14 protein-coding genes and 2 pseudogenes are annotated in these 25,833 nt (G+C 62.3%); 5 read left to right on the top strand and 11 right to left on the bottom strand.

All coding sequences use genetic code 11. The features are described 5' to 3' along the window. The first annotated feature begins 19 nt into the window (after positions 1–19). On the top strand, positions 20–1,099 hold the full coding sequence (locus PU133_RS06425) for an SCO family protein (RefSeq protein ID WP_404863957.1): 1,080 nt from the start codon (positions 20–22) through the stop codon (positions 1,097–1,099). A gap of 105 nt (positions 1,100–1,204) precedes the next feature. On the opposite strand, the gene PU133_RS06420 is transcribed toward PU133_RS06425, so the two are convergent. The 5 genes and pseudogenes from PU133_RS06420 to PU133_RS06400 form a co-directional block, all read right to left on the bottom strand. Then, positions 1,205–2,515, bottom strand: a complete 1,311-nt coding sequence (locus tag PU133_RS06420) for an HlyD family type I secretion periplasmic adaptor subunit (RefSeq protein ID WP_404863956.1) — start codon at positions 2,513–2,515, stop codon at positions 1,205–1,207. 52 nt (positions 2,516–2,567) lie between these two features. Beyond that, positions 2,568–6,701, bottom strand: coding sequence for a cadherin-like domain-containing protein (locus tag PU133_RS06415; RefSeq protein WP_404863955.1), 4,134 nt, complete (start codon positions 6,699–6,701; stop codon positions 2,568–2,570). 20 nt (positions 6,702–6,721) lie between these two features. Further along, entirely contained in the window at positions 6,722–8,488 is a 1,767-nt protein-coding gene (locus tag PU133_RS06410; protein ID WP_126008796.1) for a type I secretion system permease/ATPase, read from the bottom strand. Positions 8,489–8,591: 103 nt separating this feature from the next. Further along, positions 8,592–9,392: pseudogene (locus PU133_RS06405) on the bottom strand (M10 family metallopeptidase C-terminal domain-containing protein); the annotation flags it as partial. A gap of 276 nt (positions 9,393–9,668) precedes the next feature. Next, positions 9,669–15,599 (bottom strand): annotated as a pseudogene (locus PU133_RS06400) (peroxidase family protein); the annotation flags it as partial. A gap of 409 nt (positions 15,600–16,008) precedes the next feature. On the opposite strand from PU133_RS06400, the gene PU133_RS06395 reads away from it, so the two are divergent. Beyond that, entirely contained in the window at positions 16,009–17,496 is a 1,488-nt protein-coding gene (locus PU133_RS06395; RefSeq protein ID WP_404863954.1) for a sensor histidine kinase, read from the top strand. A gap of 229 nt (positions 17,497–17,725) precedes the next feature. On the opposite strand, the gene PU133_RS06390 is transcribed toward PU133_RS06395, so the two are convergent. Further along, complete coding sequence (locus PU133_RS06390) at positions 17,726–18,415, bottom strand: response regulator transcription factor (RefSeq protein ID WP_126008793.1); 690 nt, start codon at positions 18,413–18,415, stop codon at positions 17,726–17,728. Between the two features lie 400 nt (positions 18,416–18,815). Beyond that, a complete protein-coding gene (locus tag PU133_RS06385) occupies positions 18,816–19,253 on the bottom strand; it encodes a c-type cytochrome (RefSeq protein WP_404863953.1) in 438 nt (145 codons plus the stop codon). Positions 19,254–19,365: 112 nt separating this feature from the next. Here PU133_RS06385 and PU133_RS06380 point away from each other — a divergent pair, with 112 nt between their 5' ends. Further along, positions 19,366–20,256, top strand: coding sequence for a LysR family transcriptional regulator (locus tag PU133_RS06380; protein WP_404863952.1), 891 nt, complete (start codon positions 19,366–19,368; stop codon positions 20,254–20,256). Positions 20,257–20,281: 25 nt separating this feature from the next. Here PU133_RS06380 and PU133_RS06375 read toward each other — a convergent pair whose 3' ends face one another. The 4 genes from PU133_RS06375 to PU133_RS06360 all read right to left on the bottom strand — a co-directional run bounded on the left by PU133_RS06375 (position 20,282) and on the right by PU133_RS06360 (position 22,961). After that, positions 20,282–20,977 (bottom strand): exopolysaccharide biosynthesis protein, encoded by a 696-nt coding sequence (locus PU133_RS06375; RefSeq protein ID WP_245451456.1) that lies wholly within the window; start codon positions 20,975–20,977, stop codon positions 20,282–20,284. Between the two features lie 91 nt (positions 20,978–21,068). Further along, on the bottom strand, positions 21,069–21,629 hold the full coding sequence (locus PU133_RS06370) for a DUF2076 domain-containing protein (protein WP_404863951.1): 561 nt from the start codon (positions 21,627–21,629) through the stop codon (positions 21,069–21,071). A 98-nt stretch (positions 21,630–21,727) separates the two neighbouring features. Beyond that, a complete protein-coding gene (locus PU133_RS06365; RefSeq protein WP_404863950.1) occupies positions 21,728–22,546 on the bottom strand; it encodes an IclR family transcriptional regulator in 819 nt (272 codons plus the stop codon). Next, a complete protein-coding gene (locus PU133_RS06360; RefSeq protein ID WP_404863949.1) occupies positions 22,539–22,961 on the bottom strand; it encodes an acyl-CoA thioesterase in 423 nt (140 codons plus the stop codon). The genes PU133_RS06365 and PU133_RS06360 overlap by 8 nt, the downstream gene beginning before the upstream one ends. A 96-nt stretch (positions 22,962–23,057) precedes the next feature. Here PU133_RS06360 and PU133_RS06355 point away from each other — a divergent pair, with 96 nt between their 5' ends. Together PU133_RS06355 and PU133_RS06350 are read left to right on the top strand one after the other, a co-directional pair. Continuing rightward, a complete protein-coding gene (locus PU133_RS06355) occupies positions 23,058–24,200 on the top strand; it encodes an FAD-dependent monooxygenase (protein WP_404863948.1) in 1,143 nt (380 codons plus the stop codon). After that, positions 24,197–25,822 (top strand): benzoate-CoA ligase family protein, encoded by a 1,626-nt coding sequence (locus PU133_RS06350; RefSeq protein WP_404863947.1) that lies wholly within the window; start codon positions 24,197–24,199, stop codon positions 25,820–25,822. The genes PU133_RS06355 and PU133_RS06350 overlap by 4 nt, the downstream gene beginning before the upstream one ends. Positions 25,823–25,833: the final 11 nt, after the last annotated feature.

Here is a 25,833-nt window from a genome sequence, read left to right as displayed (position 1 = left end):
ATCCGAAGGGGCTCGGCAAATGGGCAAGACGAAACGCATGCTGGCGGCATTGGCCGCCAGCCTCCTCGCTACGACCGCGGCAAACGCTGCCTCGCCATGGGGCGAGAACTATTTTCCAAACAGCACCGTCATCACGCAGGACGGCACCAATTTGAAGTTTTTCGATGATCTGATCCGCGACCGCATGGTGGTGATCAGCTTCATTTATACCTCATGCCGCGATCTGTGCCCCATCAACACGGCGCGGCTGGCAGAAGTCGCCCGCCGCCTCGAAGGCCGGATGGGCGAGGATATCTTCTTTGTGTCGATCAGCGTAGACCCGCTCAACGATACGCCGGAACGCCTGAAAGCCTTCGCCGACGCCTTCTATGACGGGCCTGGCTGGACGTTCATCACCGGCGACGAACAGACCTTGCGGCTGATCGGCTCCAAGCTCGGCAACAATTCAGAAGTGCCGGCAAACCATCGAAATGAGGTCGTGCTCGGCAATGCGCTGACCGGCGACTGGTCCAGGAACACCCCTTTCGGCGAAATCGAAACGCTGACCAGCGCAGTTCTCGATCTCGATCCGGTCTGGCGCGAACAACGTCGCATGCCGGACCAGGCCTATCTCGATCCCGCCGACTTGGCCGGCCTGCAGATCAGCGCGGAGCCTGGCCAGGCGCTTTTCAAGAAGATGTGCGCGCCCTGCCACACCGTCGGCGTCGGCGACATGGTCGGCCCCGACCTGATGGGGGTGACGGAACGGCGCGAGCGCGATTGGCTTGCGGCCTTCATCCGCGACCCTGAAACGAGCCGCCGGGCCGGGGATCCTGTCGCGCTCGACATGGTGGCGCGCTTCCCGGGCGTTCGCATGCCGTCATTTGCGCTCACAGAAAACGACGCGGCCGATCTCATCAGCTACCTCGAAACACGCACGAAAGACATCATGACCGCCCGCGCGGAAGCTATCGCGCATGATGCCGATCCTGCACACCACCATGGCGACCATGCAGCCCAGCCGGTCGCAGCTGTCGATGATCATGCGGCGCATGGTCAAGATCACGGTGAGGATCATAGCCACGCGCATGGCCACGACGCCAAGCCGCACCATCACTGAGATCATCGAGCTAACTTGAGAAAAAAGCCGGCGCCCCCGTTTGACGGCGCCGGCTTTTGACGGGATGCTGTACCCACCCGCCGCTGTCGCATCCTAAGGCGGCGCCTATTCCTCGCGGAATGCCTTGGCCATCTGATCCGTAAAAGGCTTAACGAGATAGGAGAGCGCGGAACGCTCGCCGGTCACTAGAAGCACGTCGACCGGCATCCCGGGGATCAGGGTCTTGTCTCCGAGCGGAGCCAGATCGGACGTGATCTCGACGGTTCCCAGATAGAAGTCGCGTCCGGACACGGGATCGCGGGTTGCAGCCGCGGCCATCGCCGTGACCTGGCCCTCGAATTCCGGTGTCGTGCGCTGGTTGAAGGCCGTGAGGCGAAGACGCGCCGGCTGACCGATCGTCACCTGGTCGATATCGGTCGGCGAAACGCGCACCTCGACCATCATTTCTTCGTCCTCGGGCACGAGCGACAGGATCGTTTCGCCCGAACCGATCACGCCCCCGACTGTATGGACCGCCAGGTCGTAGACGAGGCCGGACGCAGGCGCCCGCAACTCCGTCCGCGACAATCGATCGACCGCGGCAATCTCACGCTCGCGCAGTTCTGCGATCCGAGCATCGATGTCGCGAATCTGGGTCTGCGCCGTAGCTTTCAATTCCTGGTCGATCGCAAGGATTTTCAACTCGGTTTCGCTGATCTGGCCACGTGCCTGGGCGACCCGCGATTCAATCTCGCCTCTTTGCCCCTCGATGCGGGCGAGTTCACGTTCCATCTGCCGCACGCGCGAACCTTCGGTCAGCTTGCGCTCCAGAAGCTTGCGCATCAGGGTGATGTCGTCGAGCAGCAGCGTGTGCTCGGCCTGGTTGGAAGCGAGCTGCGCCTCCATCCCCTTGATCTGGTCCCGCAACTGCTCGGCCTGAAGCGACAGTTGCTCCTTCTGGCTGTCGCGCATCGCTCGATTGTCGAGAAACAGTTTCATTTCACCGGCAATCACGCCGGATGTGCCGTCAGTGGACCCGAAGCCTTCCGGAAACGCGACCTCGGCCTCGCCATCGCGCTCGGCCTGGAGACGGGAATAGACACCGGTCAGTTCCGTCAGCTGCGACCGAATGATCGACAGCTCGACCCGCGTGTCTGTCTCGTCCAGCTTGACCAGCACATCGCCTTCCCGCACGCGGTCTCCGTTCGAGACGCGGATCTCGGCGATGATTCCACCATCACGATGCTGGACTTCCTTGACCTGCCGCTTGACCGCGATCTGACCCGGCGCGATGGCAGCGCCGGCAAGACTTGCCTGCGCGGCCCAGCCGCCGCATCCGATGATCAAAAGCCCCGCCAGCGAAGCCGACATGATCACGCGCGAGCGGATTCCAAAAGAGCCGCCGCCACGGGTTTCCTGCGATTTAGCAATCATCATTCCCATACTCATGCTCCACAAAATTAAGAGGCGGCGTATTCGCTGGCGCGTGTCATGCCTGTGCGTCGATGTCGCGTGCCGCGAGAATGAAATCTTCGCGCGTCAGCTGGTGATGTCCGAGAAGTGCAAGTTCGAATTCTGCGTCGGGGTCGCTGTCGGTTGTCCCCGAGACGATCGTGTAGTCGCGGTCGCCGAACCGCTCATGGCGAAAGCCGACGCTGCCGGCTTCGGTGAACGTGGCGCCGGCGATGTCGACGAAAAGCTGGCCTTCAGGTCCGGACAATCGTGAGAAATCGATCCGATCGCCGACGGTAAAGTCGGTGATCTCGTCGCGAGGACCGCCCTCGTTCGTCAGATCGCGCAGCTTGCGGAAGACGAACGTGTCGTTGCCGTATCCACCGGTGAAGACGTTGACGGAGTCATCGGCGACCAACCAGTCGTTGCCCCGGCCACCGCGCACGTTCTCGATCTCGAAGACTTCGTCATACCCCGTATCGAGGCTCTGCACGAAGCCCCCAGGCAAATCGACCAGCACGTCGGCGACAATCTGGGAGAGGTCGTAAGTGTCGACACCGCTGCCGCCGATGATGAGATCATCGCCATCTTCAGAGATCGCGATGAAGATATCGTCGCCCTCATCACCGTAGAGGATGTCGGCGCCTTCGCCGCCGGTGATAACATCGCCACCTTCGCCACCGGAAACGATGTCGTCGCCGGCACTACCAACCAGCACGTCGTCGCCTTCGCCACCATCGATGACATCATCGCCGGCCCCGCCGTCAACGACGTCGTTGCCTTCGTCGCCATGCAGGATATCGCCGCCTTCGCCGCCGTCGAGAACGTCGTCGCCAAGGCCAGCATGGAGGACGTCGTCACCTTCACCGCCCGCCATCAGGTCGTCACCGGCGCCGCCGATCAGGACGTCGTCGCCTTCATCGCCGCTCAGCGTATCGGCGCCTTCGCCACCATTGACGGTGTCGTTGCCGTCACCGCCTTCGATGACATCGTCGCCTTCAGCACCCAACAGCAAGTCTCCGCCCGCGCCGCCACGGATCAGGTCATCGCCTGCCCCGCCATCGACACAGTCATTGCCGGTGCCGCCGGACAGGACATCGTCTCCCTCGTTGCCCTCGATGACATCGTCCCCGGATCCGCCGTCTGCGACGTCATCGCCAAGGCCTGCGAGGATGACATCAGCTCCCTCGCCGCCATCCAGGCTGTCATCGCCTTCGCTGCCGATCAACTCGTCCGCACCGGTCCCGCCCGAAAGCGTGTCATTCCCGGTGCCTCCATCGATAACGTCGTCACCGGCGTCACCTGAAAGCACGTCGTCACCAGCGTCCCCGCTCAGCTGGTCCGCGCCGTCACCGCCAGAGATCTCATCCGCACCGTCGCCACCGGACAGCTCGTCATCCCCGGCCTGCCCCTCGATGACATCATCGCCTGCACCGCCTTCGACGATATCGTCGCCGGCGCCAGCCAAGATCAGGTCTGCACCTTCGCCACCATCGATCGTGTCATGGCCTTCGCCACCGTCGATCTGATCGTCGCCGAGGCCCCCATCGATAACGTCGTCACCGGCGTCACCCGCAAGCACGTCATCGCCGGCATCCCCGCTCAGTTGATCCGCGCCGTCACCGCCGTAAATCTCATCCGCACCATCACCACCGGACAGCTCGTCATCCCCGGCCTGCCCCTCGATGACATCATCCCCTGCTCCGCCTTCGGCAACATCGTCGCCGGCGCCAGCCAAGATTAGGTCTGCCCCTTCGCCGCCATCGATCGTGTCATGGCCCTCGCCACCGTCGATCTGATCGTCCCCGATGCCCCCATCGATGACGTCGTCACCGGCGTCACCCGCAAGCACATCGTCGCCAGCGTCCCCGCTCAGCTGATCCGCACCGTCACCGCCAGAGATCTCATCCGCACCATCGCCGCCGGACAGCTCGTCATCCCCGGCCTGGCCCTCGATGACATCATCACCTGCACCGCCTTCGGCAACATCGTCGCCGGCGCCAGCCAGGATCACATCGACGCCTTCGCCGCCATCGATCGTGTCATGGCCCTCGCCACCGTCGATCTCGTCGTTACCGATGCCTCCATCGATAACGTCGTCACCGGCGTCACCCGACAACACGTCGTCACCGGCATCCCCGCTCAGCTGGTCCGCGCCGTCGCCGCCGGAGATCTCATCTGCACCATCGCCACCGGACAGTTCGTCGTCCCCGGCCTGCCCCTCGATGACATCGTCACCCGCACCGCCTTCGGCCAGGTCGTCGCCAGCACCAGCCAGGATCACATCGGCACCTTTGCCGCCATCGATCGTGTCGCGGCCCTCGCCACCGTCGATCTCGTCGTTACCGATGCCTCCATCGATAACGTCGTCACCGGCGTCACCCGACAACACGTCGTCGCCGGCATCCCCGCTCAGCTGGTCCGCGCCGTCACCGCCGGAGATCTCATCCGCGCCATCACCACCGGACAGCTCGTCGTCTCCAGCCTGACCTTCGATGGCATCATCGCCTGCACCGCCCTCGGCAACATCGCCGCCAGCGCCAGCCAGGATGACGTCGGCCCCTTCGCCGCCATCGATCGTGTCGCGGCCTTCGCCACCGTCGAGAACGTCATCGCCGGCGTCACCGCTGAGATCGTCGTTGCCATTACCGCCGGACAATGCGTCATCGCCGGCGCCGCCGGTCAATTCGTCGTGCCCCTCGCCACCGTCGAGCGTGTCATTACCGGCGTCGCCCGCGAGGAAGTCGTCACCCGCATCGCCGCTTAGCTGGTCCGCGCCGTCTCCACCGGAAATCTCGTCCGCACCATCGCCGCCCGAGAGATAATCGTCCCCAGCCTCGCCCCCGATGACGTCATCGCCGGCACCGCCTTCAGCGACGTCGTCGCCCGCACCTACGCGGATCAGGTCGGCACCGTCGCCGCCTCGGGCGAGGTCGTTGCCAAGGCCGCCCAAGAGAATGTCGTCTTCCGTCCCGCCATCGAGAACGTCGTCCCCAATCCCCCCGTCGAGGTGGTCCTTGCCTTCGCCGCCGTCCAGATGGTCATGGCCAGCATCGCCGGAGAGCCGGTCATCGCCCTCCCCGCCAAACAGCTTGTCGTTGCCCTCTTCACCGAACAGTCGGTCGTTGCCGCGGCCACCGAACAGCATGTCGTCACCGAAGCCGCCGAAGAGCGTGTCGTCGCCATCCTCGCCATAAAGACGGTCGTTGCCATTGCCGCCGAAGAGGGTGTCGTTCTGCGCCCGGCCGTAGATGAGATCATCGCCATCCAGGCCGAACATCCGGTCCGGATCCGGCGTGCCGATCAGGATGTCGTTGCCGTTCGTTCCGATGATGTCGGGATCTTCGTAGTCGAGATCGCTATAGGCGACCTGCTGGACGGACGTCTTCCCGTCGCTGATCTTGTAGGTGAATGTCACTTCGCCGACATAGTCGTAGGCGGGCGTGTAGAGCCACTTGCCGGGCGCAGTCTGCGTGATTGTACCGGACGAAACCGACAGGTCCTGGATCGTCAGGACGTCGCCGTCCGCATCCGACGCACCGACGAGCAGGTCGGCTGCCGCAATGACGATCGCCTGGTTGACCAGACTGTCCTTCAGGCTGACGGGCCCGGCAAGCGTGGGCGCACGGTTCGGCGTCTTCTCCTTGCCGTCGTCATCGTCGCGCCGCTTGGCAGGCCGTTCTTCCGGCTTCGCCTTGCGCGGCGTTGGCGTGCCTTCGACATGGTTGTCGTTCGCCCGCCCGGTCTTTCCCGGCTTGAGAGGACGGAGCGAACCGCCGCCGGCTGCGCGCAGGCCAGCCTCGAACGCAACGGCATCGCCTGTCTGCCCGAGAAACGAGATACGCGCCCCGATCCCGGCTGCGATATCGGCCGAGAGCTGGTTGAGCGACGATGCGATCTGCGCGATGCGAGCAATGTCTGTCTCGAACGACAGCGGGTCGCTTTGAGGCTCCGGCGCAGCTTCCGCCACGTCGCGAAGCGGCCGATCAGACGAGAAGGCCTCCGCCTCGTTGCCAAAGAGCTTTCGCAAGGCAGTGAACAGCCCGATGGCGATGAAAGGCATCATCGCCATCGTCTGCATGCGCCCGCCGCCCTCGGTCTCCTCGAAGCGCTTTTTGGCTGCGGTGGGGTTGGTGTTCTGCCACCGATTGAGAAAGAGCCGCTCGTCCATCGTTCCAGTTCCTCGGTCTCTCAGGCGTTGGTGCGTTCAAGCGGCCGACGGGCGAGTTCCCCACGCTCCGCAAGAGCAGGCTTGCGGCGCGGCGGCGTTTCCTGAAGGATTTCTTCCTTCGGCCCGAATGCGACCAGCCGGCCATTCTGAACCATGCCGACCATGTCGACCGCAGCAAGCGCACTAGGCCGGTGCGCGACGACCACGACGATGCCGCCACGGTTGCGCACGCCAGCGATCGCCGCCGTCAGTGCGGCTTCGCCTTCTCCGTCGAGGTTGGAGTTCGGCTCGTCGAGCACCACCAGGAACGGATCGTCATAGAGTGCACGGGCGAGGCCGATGCGCTGGCGCTGACCGGCGGAAAGCGCCATCCCGTTGGAACCGAGCTGCGTCTGGTACCCTTCGCGAAGCCGCACGATCAGCTCGTGCACACCCGCCGCCTTTGCAGCAATCACGATCTTGCGGGCGTTTTGATCGCGGTCGAACCGAGAAATGTTCTCGGCGATCGTGCCGTCGAGTAACGCCACGTCCTGTGGAAGATAGCCAATCGCCTTGCACAGAACATCCTCGCGATACTGCTCCAGATCCGCGTCATCGAGACGGATCGCGCCGCGCAGAAGCGGCCAGATGCCGACCAGCGCACGAACCAGCGATGTCTTGCCGCCACCGCTCGGCCCGATCAGTCCAAGCGCCTGCCCGCTCTTCAGCTCGAAGCTGACTTCGCCGAGCAGCACGGCACCCGATGCCGGGGCGGCGATCGTGACGTTCTCGACCTTCAGACTGCGGGCCGGCATCGGAAGATCGATCAGCGCCGACTTGTCTTCCATCGCCGCGAGCGTTTCACCCAGTCGCTTAAAACTGCGCCGGGCTGCCTGCATGCCTTTCCACTGGCCGATGACCAGATCGACCGGAGCCAATGCGCGGGCGGATACGATCGACGCGGCGATGATGCCGCCTGCGGACAATTCGCCCTGGATCGTCAGGAACGCGCCCATGCCGAGAACGGCCGACTGCAGGATCATGCGCAGCACCTTGGAAAGGCCGCTGAACGTGCCCGTGATGTCGCTCGTCTTCGTCTGCAAGGCCAGATGCGCTTTGTTGGCTTCTTCGAACCGCTCGACCGCGCGGCCCGTAAAGCCCATCGCCTTCAGGATTTCCGCGTTTGCGGCGTGGCCATCGGCGAGCGTATTGCGCATCAGCGCCGCCTTGTTCATCTCCCGGCTCGAACGGCGCGTCAGCATTTCTGTCGCGATCGTCAGACAGGCCAGCACGATGGCGCCACCAAGCGTCAGAAGCCCGAGCATGGGATGCAGCGCATAGATGAAGATCAGGAAGACAGGCATCCAGGGCAGATCGAACAGTGCGACCGGGCCCTGTCCGGAGAGAAAGCCACGGATCGTATCGACGTCGCGGCCGCGTTCCATCGCCTCGGACGTGGAATAGCCGAAGCGGGGCATCTCGATCACGACGCTGTGTGCCATCGGCGCCAGTTCGGCATCGTATCGTGCCCCGATGCGCACCAGTATCTGCGAGCGCAGGATGTCGAATATGCCCTGAAACAGATAAAGGCCGATTGCCAGCGCGGAGAGCGCGATCAGCGTCGGCATGCTCCCGGACGTCAGCGCCCGATCGTAGATCTGAAGCATGTACATGGCGCCGGTCAGCGCCAGAATGTTGATGATGCCCGACAAGGCGAAAAGATAGATGCCTATGGAGCGCATCTTGCCGAGAACGTTCGGCACCTTGGCACTCGCGGCCGCATTGGTCTTCTTGCTGGTCTTGTTCATCGAATGAACCCCCGGAGAGTGGCAACTGCATTGGAACGATTGCCTGTTCTTGCGTCCCATCCGCCGGTTCCTCGACCGGCGGATCGACATTTTTCATGCACTGTCAGCTCAGGATGTCGGTGTCCGTCAGGTGATGCCTGCCCTTGATCGCGATCTCGAAGTCAGCGTCGGTGTTGCCGTCGACATTGGCCGAGAGGATGGTGAACTCGCCGTCATCCGTGACGATATGGCTCTGCCTGATCTGGCCTGCCGACGTGAACGATCCCCCTGAGATCAGCTGGAACTGCTGATTTCCAGCGACCCCCACATTCGCGTCGATCGCCGAGACGTCGATCCGGTCGCCCGGCTCGAAGTTCATGATCGTGTCGCCATCCGCTGCGAGCGTGGACAGGAAGCGATAGACGTCCGAACCCTCGCCACCGTCGAGCACGTTGATCGCGTCGCTGGCGATGATGGTGTCGTTGCCGCCCCCGCCGATCGCGTTTTCGATCGAATAGATGACGTCGCGGACACCCGATGCCGTCGTCACGCTGCCCCGCTCGTTCAGACCGTTGCCGAGATTGATCGTCAGGGCTTCGGTGAGTGCGGCGTAGTCGATCGTGTCGATGCCTTCGCCACCCCAATAGATGTCGGCATCATCCCCAACGGTTGCGACGAACAGGTCCTTGCCCGCGCCGCCGAAGAGCTTGTCGTTGCCTTCGGCACCGATGAGAACGTCGTCGCCATCCTCGCCATAGACCGTGTCGTGACCCCAGCCCGCATCGATCCGGTCGTTTCCGGCCCCGCCGAAGACATCGTCCTGGTTGCCATGGGCATGGATGATGTCGTCGCCATCGCCACCGAAGATCGCGTCTTCACCGTCGCCGGCCGTGATGGTGTCGTTGCCGCCGAGCGCGATGATCGTATCGGCCTGCGGACGTCCCACCAGGATATCGGCGCCTTCCGTGCCGATGATCTCGCCGGGATTTGTCCCGCCTATGACGACGACAGGCGGTACGCTCGGCGTGGCCGGAGGAGGCGTGACAGTGCCGCCGTTACCATTGCCGTTGCCGTTGCCGCTACCAGCATCCGATCCAGACCCCGATCCGGAACCCGCTCCTGATCCAGCATCGACATCGTCATCATCGTCGTCGCTATCATCATCGTCGTCGTGATCATCGTGACCATGATCGTCGTCTTCATCCTGATCGTCGTCATCCTGACCATGGTTGTCATCATCGTCCTCTTCGTCGTCTCCATCTTCGTCGGAGTCGTCGTCGTCTTCCGCGTCTTCGCCTTCTTCGTGCTCGTCGTCGCCGACGTCGACACCGTTGTCGTCGTCGTCTTCGTTCTCGGTTTCGTCGTCATTGTCCTCAGGCGGCGACGCCTGCTGGAACTGGGGCGGCAAATCGCCGGTGAAGGTGATCGAGTTCGTCCCGTTGCCGAACGTCTTGGTCCCATCCGCGTTGGTCGTCAGCACATAGCTCGTGATCTCATCGCCGGGTGCGAGCACCACCACGTCCTGCGGCCGCAGCGTCCCGATCAGCGTCACGTTGCCGCCGAGCGAGGTGAAGTGGAGGCGGTGCGATGACAAGAGGCCGGAAATGTCGATCGTCTTGTCGCCCACGCCGGAATTCACCCGGATCGTGTTCTGGCTCAGCGTCGTCGGCGAGAAGTTGCCGACCGGAAGGACGGCGTCGGCGCCGTTGCCGGTGTTGATCACGATCTCCTCTATATTGCGGAGTTCGGCGATGATCGAGGCGTTGTTGGTCCCGTTTCGGGTGATCACGATCTCCGTGTTGGCATTCAAGGCAGCGATATTGTTGCCCGGAACATCGTCCCACGCCTGGCGCGTATAGATCCGGAACGTCTCCTGAGTGGCGTCGCCATTGATGATGACCGTATCGGTGCCGCCGACGCCGCCGTCGATGATGTCGCGGCCGTCGCCCACGTTCCAGGTGATGGTGTCATTGCCCGCGCCGCCATTGATGGTGTCGTTGGCAGTGCCGCCGAAGAGCGTATCGTCGCCGTCTTCGCCGTTCAGCGTATCAGTGCCGCCATCGCCATTCAGTGTGTCATTGTCAGCCCCGCCGTTCAGCGTGTCATTGTTGAGACCACCGTTCAGCGTGTCGTTGCCCGTTCCACCGTTCAGCGTGTCGTTGCCCGCATCGCCGTTCAGCGTGTCATTGTCCTCGTTACCGTTGAGCGTGTCGTTGCCGGTACCACCATTCAGCGTATCGTTGCCGCGAAGACCGCTGAGCACGTCGTTGCCGCCGGCACCGTTCATCAGATCAGAGCCATCCGAACCCGACACTGTGTTGGCCCCGCCATTGCCATTGTAGACAATGCCGACGAGGTCGCTCGGAGCTGAGAAGAGCTCTTCCGCAAAGCCACCATTGTCGGTGAAGCTGACGGCTGCACGAATCGAGAGGCCGAGTTGCGCAGCGGTGGGCGTGAAAGTTGCGCCCACGGCACCCGGAATATCCACCCAGACGCCATCGACCAGAGACTGCCAGCGCACTGCCAGAACCACGCCCGCAAGTCCGTTCAGATCGGTGATGCCGGCGAGATTAGCCGTCAGCACCTGGCCCTGCCGCGGCGTCACGCTGCTGAGGACGGGCGCACCCTGCGCCGCCTGGGCGACCGAATAAACCTCGCCACCCGCAAAGTGCAGCTCTTCCATGTTCCAGACGGTGTCTGTCCCGTCGGAAACGAGGTTGCGCTCCGTCTGCGGATTGACGACAGCGCTCACCACATTCTGCGTTACCGTCACGCTGCCATTGGCGTTGTGTGTGATCGTGTAGTTCTCGATCACGTCGTTGAAGATGGCGACGTCGACCGAGGTGGAGTCGTTGCTGTCGATCACTTCACGCACGATCTTCATTTGCGCCGGGGTGATCTGCCGAGCGACCATTAGTTCGAACAGCGACTTGTTGGCCCACTGCGGGCCAAGCCCCAGTGCAGCGACTTCGGCGGCGGTGAAGACATGCTTCATCGTATCGACGGAAGCGGCTTCTGGCCCGGAGCCATCAGCGCCCAGATGGATCGCGATCCGCACGTTCAGCCAGCGGTCGCCATCGAGGATGTCATCGCCGCCATTGCCCTGCAGCCGGTCGCTGCCGGCACCGCCAAGCAGAACGTTGCCGCTTTCGAAGAGACCGTTTGCGCCGAGCGAAACGATGCTGTTCAAGCCGTTGATGCGTGCAAGACCTGCGGCGTCGAGCCCATCGTTGAAGAAGATGTTCTCGGTGGTGGCGACGGTATCGCCAGGGCCGACTTCGCCGAACTCGCGGTCGTCGCCGATCAGCGTGTCGTTATTGTTCCAGCCGGACAGCGCTTCGGTCTTGTCGAAGCGGTTGCGAAGGATGTCTTCCGCTTCGGTTGTGAAGATCGGGATGCGCATGTCGGCATAGCCGTCGAACTGCATGCCCTTGAAGATCGCCCAGTCGAAGCCGAACATGCCTTCGTTGCGCATGACGCTTTCGCCCTGGACCATGATGTCGTCGCCGGATTCGGCGTCGAAATCGTGCTCGTCATTGCCGGCGAACATCACGTCGTGGCCCTTGATGGCCGAGTTGAAGAAGAGTTCGGAGTTGTCCCCGGCCGTCGTGTCGAAGCCGTTGCCAGCTTCGATCCAGTCGTCGCCCTCATTGCCCATGAGGAAGTCCATGTCGTCGCCGCCGAGGATGAAGTCGTCACCCTGGCCACCGAAGACTTCGGTCGCATCCACACCAACGAAGACCGCGTCCTTGCCCGATCCACCCATGATGATATCGAGGCCGTTGGAGTTGGCGATGACGTCGTCGCCCTCCTCACCCTTCAGGAAGTCGCCCGTGTCGCCGGAGTCGGTGATGATGTCGTTGCCGGCACCGCCATTGACGAGGTCGACGCCTGCACCCGCTTCGATGCGGTCATCGCCCGCATCGCCCCAGATGCCGTCATCCCCGAAATCGGCGATGATCGTGTCATTGCCGTTGGTGCCGCCAAAGACCACGTGCTCGCCGCCGAAGAAGCGGAGATAGTTCGCATCGGGGCCAACTGTACCAGGATCGTTGCGCACGACCTTGCCGAGGCCCATGGCTTCGAGATAGGCGTCCTGGCCAACGGGATCCTTGCCCGGCAGGTTGCCGTTCTGATCCGCCTGATTGGCTTCGTTGACCTCGAGAACGTAGTCGTACCGGGCGAAGGAATCGACGCCGATATGGCGCAGCACGATGTCGTCGGACGTCCCGCGAATGCCGTCCGGACCGGGATCGGCAAGGGCCGTGTTGGCCATGATGATCTTGGAGAAGGAGTTCTGCTCCAGCTCGTTGAGGAAGTTCTGGCCCTGCGTGCGGGTAAGATAATAGAACCGGTCGCCATCCTGCAGGTTTTCCAGCTGCAGTTCGAAAACGGCGTTGAAGGTGGAACCCAGCATCCCGCCGAACGGCATCTTCTTTTCGGCCAGGCCGCCGATCCAGAGATCGATGTCGTTGAGACCGCTATTGGCGGCAGTCCAGGTACCGGTGCTGTTGAGGAACTCCGCGCGATCGGCGATTTCGGTCGGGAAACCATCGGCGTCGACGCCGAGGACAAGCTCCAGAGCGATGGCGCGCTTTTCTTCCATCGTGCCGACGATCAGCGGGTGCTTGCCATAGGCTGCAATGAAGTTCACGACCGAGATCGGGTTCTTCAGATTGGCGGCAAATTCCGCCCAGCTCGTGTAGGGCGTCAGGAAGGTCGATCCGCTGGCGGCATAAAGCTGCTCGCGGGCATCGTTGAGTGATGGCATGCCAGTATCGCGACCGCGAGCGATGTTGATGGCGGCAAGGTCGAGCGGCAGGCCGAGCAGGTTGTTGCGCAGCGCATTGACGACGAACTCGTCGATCTCGTTGCCGCGCTCGATCGTCATGCCGCGCACGATGGCAGCAGCCGCCTCGTCATGCGAAATCGTGTGGTCGTTGTCGTAAAGGACAGGATTCAGGAACGCCTCGACGAGATCGACGTCTTCGTTGAACGGGTTCCCGTTGGCATCGATGCGCGGCATGTTCTCCGTGAGCATCGAATGGCCGAAGCGGTAAACCACGTTGGCGAATTCGGCGAAGATCGACGGATTGATGTCCGGAATGCTGTTGAACACGAAGACGTCGATGTTCGGCTGGATCTTGCGAGCGAACTCTTCGAAGACCAGGTGCTGATATTGCATTTCCGTGGCGAAACGGCCCGCCTGGAAAAGACGCTCGCCGTCCCATGCCGCAGTGAGGTTGAGCTGAGCAGCCAGAGCCTGCGCTTCCGCAAGATTGGTCGGCAGGACCGTACCCTGCGGGAGATCCGTCGTCAGCCATTCATTGATGAACGCGAGATTGCCGCTTTGCAGGATCGTAAGCTTCTGGGCATCGACCTGTCGGTTGTGTTCCGAATGGAAGATGTGGTGAACGGCGGTAAGTCCGATATTTTCGTTGCCGCGACCGTCCCCCGTGATGAAGTGGCGATCGAGCAGTTCGTCGTCATAGGTGAGATTGACGCCGAACCCGTTCGGTTCGATCACGTTGCCAGCGATATCGTCCTCATCGGGCGTGACGGCGACCTGCGGCGTCGCCGGATTGCGGTCGTGATCGACAAGGAGCTTCGGCACGGCGTTGTGCGCGATATCGTCGAGGAAAGCGTTCGCCGTTCGAACGGGCGAAACCGAGCCGAAGGGCGTAGGTACGCCGGCCACTGGCGTGTGAAGAACGACCGGGTTCGAGGGCGTTCCGCTGGCGACGCCGTCATCGTCGGTATTGGGAATGCCGTCGGGGCCAAGAGAGAGCACGACCTGCGGGAAGCCGTTGGCATCGCGGATGAATTCGCCATAGGCGTCCGTGCGCAGAAGCGGAACGGCGAACACGTCCATGTCAGAGAGCTGGATGCCGAGCAGGTTTAAAGCCTGCGCCTTAACATCCGCCCAGGTTGCCAGGCCGCCATCTTCGCTGCCCAAAAGCCGACCTGTTGCCATCGGCTTGTCGTCGACCAGCGTATATTCGCGCAAGAAGACCTGATGCGACGCGTTCGACGTGTAGGTCTGGTTCTGGTCGACGAACGGGGTCGTCACGTTGGTCTGGGTCGGGACGCCGCCGGAGCCGGGGGCAGGCGTCGCCCGCGTCAGCACCATGAACTGCGACTCTGGGCGGACTTCGTCGCCATTGCCGGCGATACCGTCCGGCCCGTGCGTGACGAGCGGGTCGTCGGCTGCGAGCGGCACGTAGATCGTGCCGGAACCGCCCTTTGTGATAAGATCGAGACCGTGGTCGAAGAACTGGCCGAAGAAGGTCATCCAGGCATTGAACGGTGCCGAAAGACCTTCGTCGGGTGCGACGTTCGGAATGTCGATCGTGTTGCCGTTGAAGGTGATGCCTTTTTCTTCGGCCAATGCGCGCATCGCGACCTGCGGATCGGCGGCGACCGCCTGTGCTTCGGCAAGTGCTGCTTCCGCTTCGGCGAGATCGATGGCGGCGTCCTGAATGGTGTCGATCGTCGTCGGATCGGTCGGCGAGAATTCCGCGATGGCCTGCGTCAGCAGGTCCGTCGCCTCATCAACGGCAAGCTGCGCCGCGGCAAGCGCTTCGGCTGCGACAGTGGGCGTGATCTTTCGCGCAAGGATCGCCTCGAGATCCGCCTGGGGATCTTCCGATCCGGCATAAACCAGCGCCGCAAAGATCGCGGCCGGGTTGTTGATCGACATGTCCGCAACGAGGTTGGAGATCGTACGCGGATCGGCATCGACGACGCTCGAGCCAGGCGCATAGTTGCCGTTCTGAAGAACGCCGCCCGGACCGGGTCCGTTGAGATCGAGGCTGTCGCCGTCATTGTCGTTGATGAAGGTCGGCTCGAAGAGGCGCGGCATCGGCTGGTTAGCAGCGCCCCACATTTCGCGCCCCGGCAGAATGTTGTTGTAGCTGCCGTCGACCGTGCGCAGACCAAACGGTGTCTTTGGATCCGGGATCGCCAGCACGGCGCCGGGCGTCCCTTGCGGAACGACATTGCCCAGCGCGTCGACGTAGATGTCCGTCAACTCACGGGCGTTCGTGCCCGAATGCGCGGTGGAGTTACCCTCCGCGATCTTGATCTGCTTGAGGATGAACTCCAGGTCGGCGAGATTGAGTTTAACGGCCATTGTGCCCTCCATCGGATGGCGTGCCCCTAGTCCAGCACGCGCGAGTTTCCTGGCTCCATCGATCCCCGGAAACGCTCGCTCCCGAGCCGGCCTGTTCCGATCGTTTCCCCCAATCGGAACCTGGCTGAGCCTGACATGATCATCCCTTGCGCCCGCTTTCGTGACGAGCACACAAGGTCGAACGGTGTAGAAGGACTTCGGAGGGGACGATTATCGACCTTGGAGGAGAGACGATCACCGACTTTGGTCCGATGACAGCAAGCGCTTTTGCTGCTTCGCAACTTGAACCGCCGGTTGCGCGCCACTGCGATCCATCATTCGCTAAACTTTGTGCTATAAACTATGGGAAATGCAGCCGACTTCACTTGGGGACTTTGCAGGATGACTGCCTCGCCTCGGATCGCACCGGATGCCTGAGCGCGCCACGTCCAGGACCACCTCGGGGCCGCTCGGCTCGAATGGCGATCATGCGCGAACAGCCGTATCGCTATGGCGAACAGTGTGGCGGACGCTTTTCCCAGGTACCCTTGCCAGTCAGTTCATGCTCGGTGCGACGGCAGTGGTTTTCACGCTCATGCTCGTTCTGGGCTACTGGGCAAACAGCAGGCTGGAAAACGCGATCCTGAAATCCGCCGGCGAGTTCGGCGCGGTCTATATCGAGAGCTTTCTGGAACGCTATGTGCAGAACATGACCCCTGAGGGGACCCTCCCCCCTTACGTGCACCGGCAGATTGACGGCCGAATGAACAGCAATGTCGATCAGAGGCAGATCGTCTCCGTCAAAATCTGGAACCGCGACGGCATTGTCATCTACAGCGACGAGAAGGCAAATATCGGCCTGAAATCGACGAGCGATGATCTCGCCAATGCGTTCGCTGGTCGCGTGGTTACAAGCTACGAGGAAAGCCAGAACGACGATGCCGACAGGCTCATCGAAGTCGGCGTACCGCTCGTGGAAATCTACACACCGCTGCGCGATCGAAGCACCGGCGAGATCGTCGCCGTCGGCGAATTCTACCAGCAGGCGACGTCGTTGCAGGCGGAGATCAGGCGCTTGGAAACCTGGACGTGGTTGCTCGTTGCCGTGACAGCCATTCCGATGCTTGGACTGCTGCATGTGCTCGTCCGGCGCGGTAGCAAGAGGATCGAGGCGCAGGATCTGCAGCTGCGCATACAGCTTCAGGAAGCCAACGAGCTGGCCGCCCAGAATGCACGGCTGCGCCGCAGCGCCGACAAGGCGCGCGTTGACTCCACCCGCACGAATGAAACGCTGCTCGGGCGCATCGGCTCAGATCTGCATGACGGCCCGGTGCAACTGCTGAGCCTGCTCATCTTGAAGCTTGGAGCACGATCCGGTGCATTCGCCGACGGGCAGATGACGGCACAAGAGCGAGCTGAAAGCGACCGCGAGATCATCGCGTTGGCCGAGGAGATCATGACCGAGATCCGCACCGTCTCGGCCGGCCTCTCTCTCCCCGAGCTTGAACATCTTTCGCTGGCAGAAGTGGTGAACCTCGCCGTCAACCGACATGAGAACCTCACCGGCACCAGTGTCGTGACCGACATCGGGACGCTCCCGTCGTCGGTATCGCACCCGGTGAAGATCTGCGCCTACCGCATCGTTCAGGAGGGCCTGTCGAATGCGGTCAAACATGCCGGGGGTGTCGGCCAGCATGTGGCAGCACATTCCAACGCGGAAGAAATCGAGCTGGTGGTGTCCGATCAGGGACCCGGCATGAGTGCTCACGCAGCCGAAGGTCTCAAAGGCGCCACCGCCTCGCACGGTCTAGGCTTGAAGGGGATGCGCAACCGCATCCGCGCCTTCGCGGGCCGTCTCGATGTGCAAAGCTCACGCGAAGGCGGCACCCGTATCACGGCGCATATCCCGCAACTTTAGGCAATGTGCCGAGCCCAAAGTTGGCCATTCTCGCAATCCGATTCGATCCAGTCACGCGCGCCTGACAGCATTGCAACTGCTCCGCGCACGAAAAAGAGCGCCGGCGTCATGACGCCGGCGCCCTCATCGAAACATCTTTTCGGCTGCCCGGATCGTTCTATACTCATAGTGCCGGGCAGCATCACCCTGAAAGACATCCCCACATGTCTTTCGAAGGCGGGTGCTTGGATCAGTTCAAATAAGTCTGATGCGCCGAAGCTGCGGCAGCTCCGGGGTCCACAACGTCGCCCAGCTTCTGCGCCGCGATGACCACCTCGAGGCGATTGCGCACGTTCAGCTTCTGCATCAGCACGGTCATGTAGTGCTTGACCGTTTTTTCGCTGATGTGGAGCTGCTCGGCGATCTCGCGATTGGTCCGGCCCCGCATGAGAAGCCGCACGATCTGTTCTTCGCGAATGCTGAGCTTGATGGCCTGGGCCGCAGCCTTGCGAAGCGACGCGTTGCGAAGAGCTGCAATCACCTTGCCGGCAAAGCCTTGGGTGATGAATGTTTCGCCCGTTCGGACCGCATGGACGGCATTCAGTAGATCGTCTGCCGTGCTGCCCTTGAGAACGTAGCCGCTTGCCCCGGCATCGAGCGCCCGAACCGCTTGATCGATACCCGTGGCTGCTGTGAAGGCGATGACCTTGGTGTTGGTCTGCCGTCCCGAGATCCTCGAAATCGCTTCGAAGATATCGCCAGGCATGCTCAGGTCGACGACCAATATATCTGGAGAGTGCGTTTCGGCAATCTTCAGTGCGTCTTCCGTGGTGTAGCCCTTGGCAACGATATTCAGTTCATTACTGCGTGAAAAGACGCTGACGATCCCCTCTAACAGGATAGGATGATCGTCGACGAATGCGATAGAAATCGCCGACATGTTGAACCCCCGCTGTCTCAACTATTCAGCATATTACGCGCGGCAGAATTCGCTGTAAACGGGTTTGTTAATTTGTGATTAACTGGCCTATTCTGGCCTTCAACAGTTTGCGGATTGTACACATCGTGCTGCCACCGGTGGTGGGTGCATAAGCATTAAGTAAGTCAGCATGATTGACATTTTAAAACGCTAAATTCCCTTTCCGGGACGAAGAACAACCCGTTGACGGGCAAGCTTAACTTCGCGCGACCGGCCTTCGCGGAGCGGGCGGAGACCCCTCGTTCGACCCAGCTTGGAACACCATCCCGGGTCGGGTCGGCATCGCCTGTCCATCAACGGGCCTCCACTCAGGATTGCGCGCGGGAATTGTTACAGTCGAGCGCTGCCTGGTGGAGAAATGTCAATTTTCCTTCTCGATGCGATAGGTTTCATGGCAATCGCCGCAGTTTTCGGCGACCGCGCCGAATGCTGTCTGAAAGCTCGCCAGGTCTGCCGGCGCGGCAGCGACAGCCGCTTCTGCATCCTCCCGAAATGCATCGATCTGCGCTTGGAAACCAGCCTGATCCTCCCAGATCTTCGGGCTCGCTTCCGTATCGCCGCCGGTTCGCGACGTTTCGGGAAACAGATCCGGCAGACGATCGGCGGTGTCGACGAAGTGTTCAAAGCCCTCCATGGCCGCCGCCTGGTCGAACGGCGCCTCGCCCTTGGCCATCGGCGCCAGGATCTTCATGGTGTCGCCATTGCGCTTCATCAGCGCCTGACGCTCTTCGATCTCATCGGCGCTAGCCGCTCCCGTGCAGATCAGAAGGCAGGCTAGCGCCAGGTTGAACTTCCTCAACACCGATCTTCCTCCGCCTCAATTGGTGCATCAAAGACAAAATCGCATAACTGACTGTAGACCGCGCTTCTAAGCTCGACAATTTGCAGCAATGCAGTCAGGTTGTGCGATTATGCATTCGGCCAATTGGGACGATCTTCGGTTCGTACTTGCCGTCGTGGATGGTGGCTCTGCCAAAGCTGCCGCCGCAGCGCTGGATGTCGACCATACGACGGTGCTTCGCCGCGTGAGCGCGCTGGAAAAGCACTACGGCGTCAAGCTCTTCGATCGCGATCAGTCCGGCTACCGCCCGACGCCCACTTGCCATGCTATCGTCGAGATCGCCCGCTCGGTCAGCCATTCGGTGGCGGAGATCGAGCAGGAAATCCTCGGGCGGCACCGGCGCCTGGAGGGCCGCGTCAAACTGACGACCACGGACACGATCTATCTCTGCGGCCTCGAAGACATGATTGCGGAGTTCGGGACGCTGCACCCCGATATCGTTGTCGAAACGCATGTCACCAACGCCAAGCTGGATATCGCTCGCTACGCGGCCGACATCGCCGTGCGTCCTTCACGCGCCCCGCCACAATGGCTGACGGGTCGTAGGATAACGGGCCTGTCCTTTGCGCTTTATGGCGCCACAACGGAGTTCGCGAAGATCGATGATCCGCTTACCGAGCAGTGCGCCTGGGTGGGGCTCGGCGAGGCGCTCGCCGGCTCGCCCGCTCATGGCTGGATCAGCGACAACGTGCAGCCCGAACGCATCGTCCTTCGCGCCGACAGCTTTGCGCTCGTTCCAGCGATGCTTTTGAGCGGCCGCAGGCTCGGCATCATGCCGTGCTGCATGGGGGATTGTCGGGACGGGCTGATGCGCATCGGCCCGGTGCGGCGCGAAATGGATACGTTCATCTGGGTGCTGACGGCGCAGGGCCATCAGTCGCCCCAGCGCGTTCGCACGCTTTGCGATTTCCTTGCTCGGGCACTGCGGCGACGAAAGGCTACCATGGAGGGCCGTCCCTAAACCCATGCTCGGGAAAGGCCTGCGCTCAGTGCAGAGCGTTGGCGATGAGGTAAAACACCGCCTTGATCAGCGCATAGACGACGCCCGCCGCGACGAAGAGCGAGATGGCCGACATGATCAGGCCTGCGATCGTCCAGACACCGTCCCGCTCGAGAACGCCGAAGGCGAAGATGCTGATGGCGATCGCCGGCAGCATGTTGCCTAGCGGGATGGGCAACACGAGCACGAGCGACAGGATCAGGCAAACGAAGCCGATCAGGTACTCCATCGGCGGCAGCGTGAGGGTGCTGAGGCGCGGACGCAGCAGCTTTTCCGCTCTCGAAAGCCATGGCCCCAGACGCCCGACGAGCGTCGCGAAATCCTGCCGTGCCATGGAGCGATTGGCGATGAACTGCGGCAGCCAGGGCCGCCGCCCGAACATCATCTGCGCGGCCAGAAAAACCAGCGGAGCGCCCAGAATGGCTGATGTTCCCGGCGGGGTCGGGATCGCGTTTGGGAGCGCGAACACGAGCATGAGCGCGCCGAAAGCACGATCGCCCATGGCCGCAATGATGTCGCCGACCGATACGCGTTGACGCGTCGGATCGCCAGCGAGCCCCTCGAGTATCCGCGAAAACCGCGGCCGCTTCTTCTTGCGCCGTTTCAGGAAACGCCGACGCAAGCGTCGGTCGCCATCCATCGGGATTTCGTCAACCGCGGGATCGTCCACCGGACCAGTCATGCTGCAAGAGCTCCGCACGACCTTCCCGGTCGCCTATGCTGCGCACTGTGATAGCTGCTTCAGTCCAGTCGGGAAAGCCGGGCTGAAGCGGTTAGAATTCCATGTCGCCGAAATCGCCGCCCATGTCGTCGCCGCCAAAATCGTCCGCAGGCACATCGTCAGCCGGCACGTCTTCGGCTGCGGCAGCCTCATCACCGGCAAAGGCGCCAGCGATCATGTTGCCGAGAAGCAGGCCACCAGCGACACCCATCGCGGTTTGCGCGGCACCGGCAAGAAAGCCACCGCCACCCGCGCCCCGCCCACCCAATGCAGCACTTTGCGGCGGCACGGCACCGGCTGCACTTCGGCGCGGAATGCTGGGGACCCGGCCGGAAGGCCGCTGCCCGCCGCCAAAGAGCCCGCCGAGAAACCCGCCACTCTCCGGCGCGCTCTGTTGTTGCTGCTCCAGCGCCTCGATACGCGCCTGAGCCGCTTGAAGGGCCTGCTCCTGCACCACGATGGTCTGCGCCATGTAGTAGGGAGCACCGGGATGAACCGAGATCTGGTCGCGGATGAAGGCCTCAGCCTCCCCGTCGCGCGCCATACCCTGCCGCTCGACCTCGGTCAGCCGGGCAAACAGATCCTCGATTGCCTTCTTGTCATTACCGTCCATGCCCAGGGCCTCCTCGATGCTTTCAGTGTTCGAACCACATAGGTGCTGATTTGCGTGACGAAAAGACGACGAGGGGGATATCGTTCCATCCGCAGTCGTCAGGCGATGCCAGTCGGCTTGCCAGCTGGAACCGCCTCGCGGGCGCAAAAGCTCTTGAGGGAAGACAGCGCCCGCGATCCTTCGGCGATGCTGGAAGGGTCGGCTCCGATCAGCGTCACGACCGCCTGCGCTTGGCCTTGCCAATCGAGGATGGGTGCGGCCATCGCCACAAGCCCCGGTATGAACCGCCCATCCACCGTGGCATAGCCGCGATGTCGAATGTCTGCGGTCAGCGATGCGATGGCGGCTCGATTTGGCAGATGCCCGTCGAAAATCCGCGGACTGGCCGTGGCCCGTTCCAATTCGGCCTCCAGCAGCCGTTCGGTCACTTGAGCCGGCAGATAGGCGAGGCAAACACGGCCCGTCGCGGATGTCAGCAGAGGCAAGGTCGTGCCGAGCCCGAGCGACGTGACGATGAAGGACGCTGCCCGCTCCCAGCGCACGACGGTCGGGCCGGAATTCCCCCAGACGCAGAGAAGCGAGGTCAGCCCCGTCTGCGCCGTCAATTCGGGCATGCCTTCGGCGACCGAATTGACGAAATCATGCCGCCCAAGGGCCGCCAACCCCAGATCGATCGCACGAGGCCCAAGATCGTAGCTCCCCGACCGGCCGTTCTGCCGAACGAGGCCCGCATGGATGAAAGAGGCAAGATAGCGATGCACCTTGCTTGCCGGCATGTGACAGGCACGGGCAAGTTCCGAAAGCCCCACCGCGCCCTTCATCTCGCCCATGGCCAGCAGGACCCGCAGCGCCGCGTCAAGCGACTGGATGCCGCCCGTCGCTTCTGTCGCCATGCCCTGCTCGTCGCTCTCAGCCACGGCCGCGCTCCAGCATTTGCCTGAAAGGCTCGATCGGGGCCGCGCGAAGCCGACCGCCCTCCTCCGCCATGAAAAGACCGCGCACCTCATGGCCGGTGAAGGCCAGGCGCGAGCCGACATGGCCTTCATAGGTGATCTTCACGGTGCGGCTCGTCCACTCGACGATCGTCAGCGACAGCGTCAGCGTTTCGCCGAAAGTCACTGGCGAGCGAAACGTCGCGCCCACGTCGATAAGGCCTGTTCCCACGGTGCCGAGGTCGTGTTTCAGGCGCTTTTGCCCGCAGCCGCGACTTTCCAGAAACGAATGGAATGCCGCGTCGAACCAGCGGAAGAAGTTGGGATAAAAAACGATCTCCGCCGGGTCGCAGTGACCGAAGCTGACCGTCACGTCGGTCTTGAAAGTCTCAGCGGTCATTTCCGCTCCGTAAAATTATTTGCATATGATGCAATCCTTGGTTAGCCTCACTGTCAAGATCTAAGGCTCGTATCGCAGGAGAGGAGGCGGAGCGAGTTGCAGCTTTCCACAGTCGACATCATCGGTGCCGGCCCGGCCGGTCTTTATGCGGGTATCCTGCTGAAACGAAAGATGCCGGGCGCGCGCATTGTCGTTCGCGAGCAGAACGCGTCGGATGCAACCTTTGGCTTCGGCGTGGTCTTTTCCGATCAGGCGCTCGATTTTCTGAAGGCGGACGACCCGGAAACCCACGACCTGATCACGCCGCATATGGAGCGCTGGCGCAACATGACGCTGGTGCTGCAGGGCGAGCGCGTGGTCATCGACGGCATCGGCTTCGCCGCGATCGGCAGGCTCCACCTTCTGCAATTGCTGCAGGAGCGCGCGCGCGCCGAAGGCGTGGAACTGCTGTTCGGACAGCCCGTCTCCGATCTCGATGCCCTGGAAGCCGATCTTGTCGTCGGCGCCGACGGCTTGAATTCTCTCGTCCGCCGAGCCGACGAGGATGCGTTCGGCACGACACTCGACCATTTTGACAATCGCTTTGCCTGGTTCGGTACCGACCGGCCATTCGACACCCTGACCCAGACATTCATCGAAACCGAGCGCGGCACGTTCAACGCGCACCACTATCGCTACACGCCCGACCGCTCGACCTTCATCGTCGAATGCGATGCGGCAACTTTCGCAGCCTATGATTTCGACAGGCTGAACGAGGAAGCCTCTGCGCGGATCTGCGAGGAAATCTTTGCCACCACGCTTGGCGGAGCGCGCCTCATCACCAACCGTTCGGTCTGGCGGCGCTTCCCCAAGCTCTGGTGCGAGCGCTGGGTCAGCGGCAACCGCGCCATATTGGGCGATGCGGCGCACACGGCGCATTTCTCCATCGGCTCCGGTACCCGGCTTGCCATGGAAGATGCCATCGCACTCGCCCGCGCGCTCGATGCCCACGAGAAGCTCGACGACGCGCTGGCCGCCTATCAGCAGGAGCGGTTGCCCATCGCCAAGAAGATCGTCACCGCGGCAAACACCTCGGCTGAGTGGTACGACCGGTTTGCGGAGAAAATGGCGCTGGCGCCGCTGGATTTCGGCTTCGACTACATCACCAGATCCGGCCGCATCGACATGGCGAGGCTGCGCCTGCTCGCGCCGAATTTCATGGCCAAATACGAAGCTTCGAAAATGAGAAGCACGGCATGAGTGCGACAGCCATCCGCGCAGCCACCATCTCTCCCATCACCGATCCCGTTGGGGACACATCCGGCGGCCGGGAAATCGGCTTCATCAAGGAAGATCATCCGAACGCATCGGCGATCCTCTTCGACAATCTCGATCGCAATCCCGAGGCCGTCGCCGTAACCGGTCCAGCGGGTACATTGACCTATGCACAACTGTGCGCTTCGGCTTCGCGCTGGGGCAATGCCTTCGTCGCGGCAGGGCTTAAGCGCGGCGACCGGATACCGTTCTTCCTCGACGATACACCTGTGTTCGTGGCCGCCTTCTTCGGTGCCGTGAGAGCCGGTTTCGTTCCGGTGCTGCTCAACACGCTGACGACGCCCGACCTCCTTAATTTCTTTCTCTCTGATACCGACGCCCGGATCGCGCTGTGCGAAGCGGATCTCGTCGACAAGTTCTCAGACGAGGCACTGGCCGGTGTCGCGCTGGATTACATCGTGATCGCTAATGGCAAAGGTGCGACGCCCGACGAGCGCTTCGTCCATGGAAGCGAGTTCGTGAGCGGCCAGAGCGACACCCTTGCCGTAGCCGACACCGGCCCGGACGATATGTGCTTCTGGATGTATTCGTCCGGCTCGACCGGGCGCCCGAAGGGCATCGTCCATCTCCAGCACGACATGGCGTACACGGTGCAGAGCTACGCCCGGCATTTCCTGGACGTCACGCCCGGCGACATCTGCTTTTCCGTACCGAAGCTCTTCTTCGCCTATGGCTTCGGCAATGGCATCACATTTCCGTTCGCAGCCGGCGCGACCAGCCTTCTCATGCCGGGCCGGCCCGAGCCGGACAGGATCCTGGCTACGATCGAGGACTACCGCCCCACGATCTTCTTCGGCCTGCCGACGCTCTACACCGCGCTTTGCCGCGCCGATGACGTTGATCACCGCGACCTCGGTTCGATCCGCCTGTCCGTCTCTGCCGCCGAGACATTGTCGGAAGACATCTTCAACGCCTGGAAAGGCCTCACCGGGCTCGATGTCATGGAAGGCCTCGGCTCGACCGAAGTGCTGCACATCTACCTGTCAAATCTTCCCGACAAGAAGCGCATCGGGTCGGCCGGAAAGCGCGTTCCCGGCTACGAAATCCTGCTGAAGGACAAGGACGATCGCGAAGTCGCACCTGGCGAAGAAGGGGTCATGTGGGTCCGCGGCCATTCGACGGCCCCCTGCTACTGGAACCGGCCAGACAAGACCGCCGAGACCATGCGCGGCGACTGGCTCTACACCGGCGACCGCTTCATCGAAAAGGACGGCTTCTACTTCTTCCAGGGTCGGGCCGACGATCTGATCAAGGTGTCCGGCCAATGGGTATGGCCGCTCGAAGTGGAGCGGTGCCTCGCCGAACACCCTCATATCCACGAATGCGCCGTGCTCGCACATCAGATGGACGATCGGCGCATGACCCTGAAGGCATTCGTCCGGTTGCGCGATGGGTTCACACCCGACGCCGCAACGACGAAGCTTCTACAGGACCATGTGAAGCAGCGCCTGCTGCCCTATAAATATCCACGCATCGTGACCTACCTGCCGGAACTGCCGAAGACCGGAACCGGCAAGCTCGACCGCCAGGCGCTCGCCCGCCTCTAGAGGAGAACAGC

It is taken from the genome of Georhizobium sp. MAB10 (genome assembly GCF_045012825.1).
Lineage (GTDB): Bacteria > Pseudomonadota > Alphaproteobacteria > Rhizobiales > Rhizobiaceae > Georhizobium > Georhizobium profundi.
This window is presented reverse-complemented; position numbering and strand designations above follow the sequence as displayed.

Excerpts from the sequence above, each read along its gene's own strand:
- PU133_RS06425 (WP_404863957.1), top strand. The coding sequence starts at position 20 with ATGGGCAAGACGAAACGCATGCTGGCGGCATTGGCCGCCAGCCTCCTC.
- PU133_RS06420 (WP_404863956.1), bottom strand. The coding sequence starts at position 2,515 with ATGATGATTGCTAAATCGCAGGAAACCCGTGGCGGCGGCTCTTTTGGA.
- PU133_RS06415 (WP_404863955.1), bottom strand. The coding sequence starts at position 6,701 with ATGGACGAGCGGCTCTTTCTCAATCGGTGGCAGAACACCAACCCCACC.
- PU133_RS06410 (WP_126008796.1), bottom strand. The coding sequence starts at position 8,488 with ATGAACAAGACCAGCAAGAAGACCAATGCGGCCGCGAGTGCCAAGGTG.
- PU133_RS06395 (WP_404863954.1), top strand. The coding sequence starts at position 16,009 with ATGCCTGAGCGCGCCACGTCCAGGACCACCTCGGGGCCGCTCGGCTCG.
- PU133_RS06390 (WP_126008793.1), bottom strand. The coding sequence starts at position 18,415 with ATGTCGGCGATTTCTATCGCATTCGTCGACGATCATCCTATCCTGTTA.
- PU133_RS06380 (WP_404863952.1), top strand. The coding sequence starts at position 19,366 with ATGCATTCGGCCAATTGGGACGATCTTCGGTTCGTACTTGCCGTCGTG.
- PU133_RS06375 (WP_245451456.1), bottom strand. The coding sequence starts at position 20,977 with ATGACTGGTCCGGTGGACGATCCCGCGGTTGACGAAATCCCGATGGAT.
- PU133_RS06370 (WP_404863951.1), bottom strand. The coding sequence starts at position 21,629 with ATGGACGGTAATGACAAGAAGGCAATCGAGGATCTGTTTGCCCGGCTG.
- PU133_RS06360 (WP_404863949.1), bottom strand. The coding sequence starts at position 22,961 with ATGACCGCTGAGACTTTCAAGACCGACGTGACGGTCAGCTTCGGTCAC.
- PU133_RS06350 (WP_404863947.1), top strand. The coding sequence starts at position 24,197 with ATGAGTGCGACAGCCATCCGCGCAGCCACCATCTCTCCCATCACCGAT.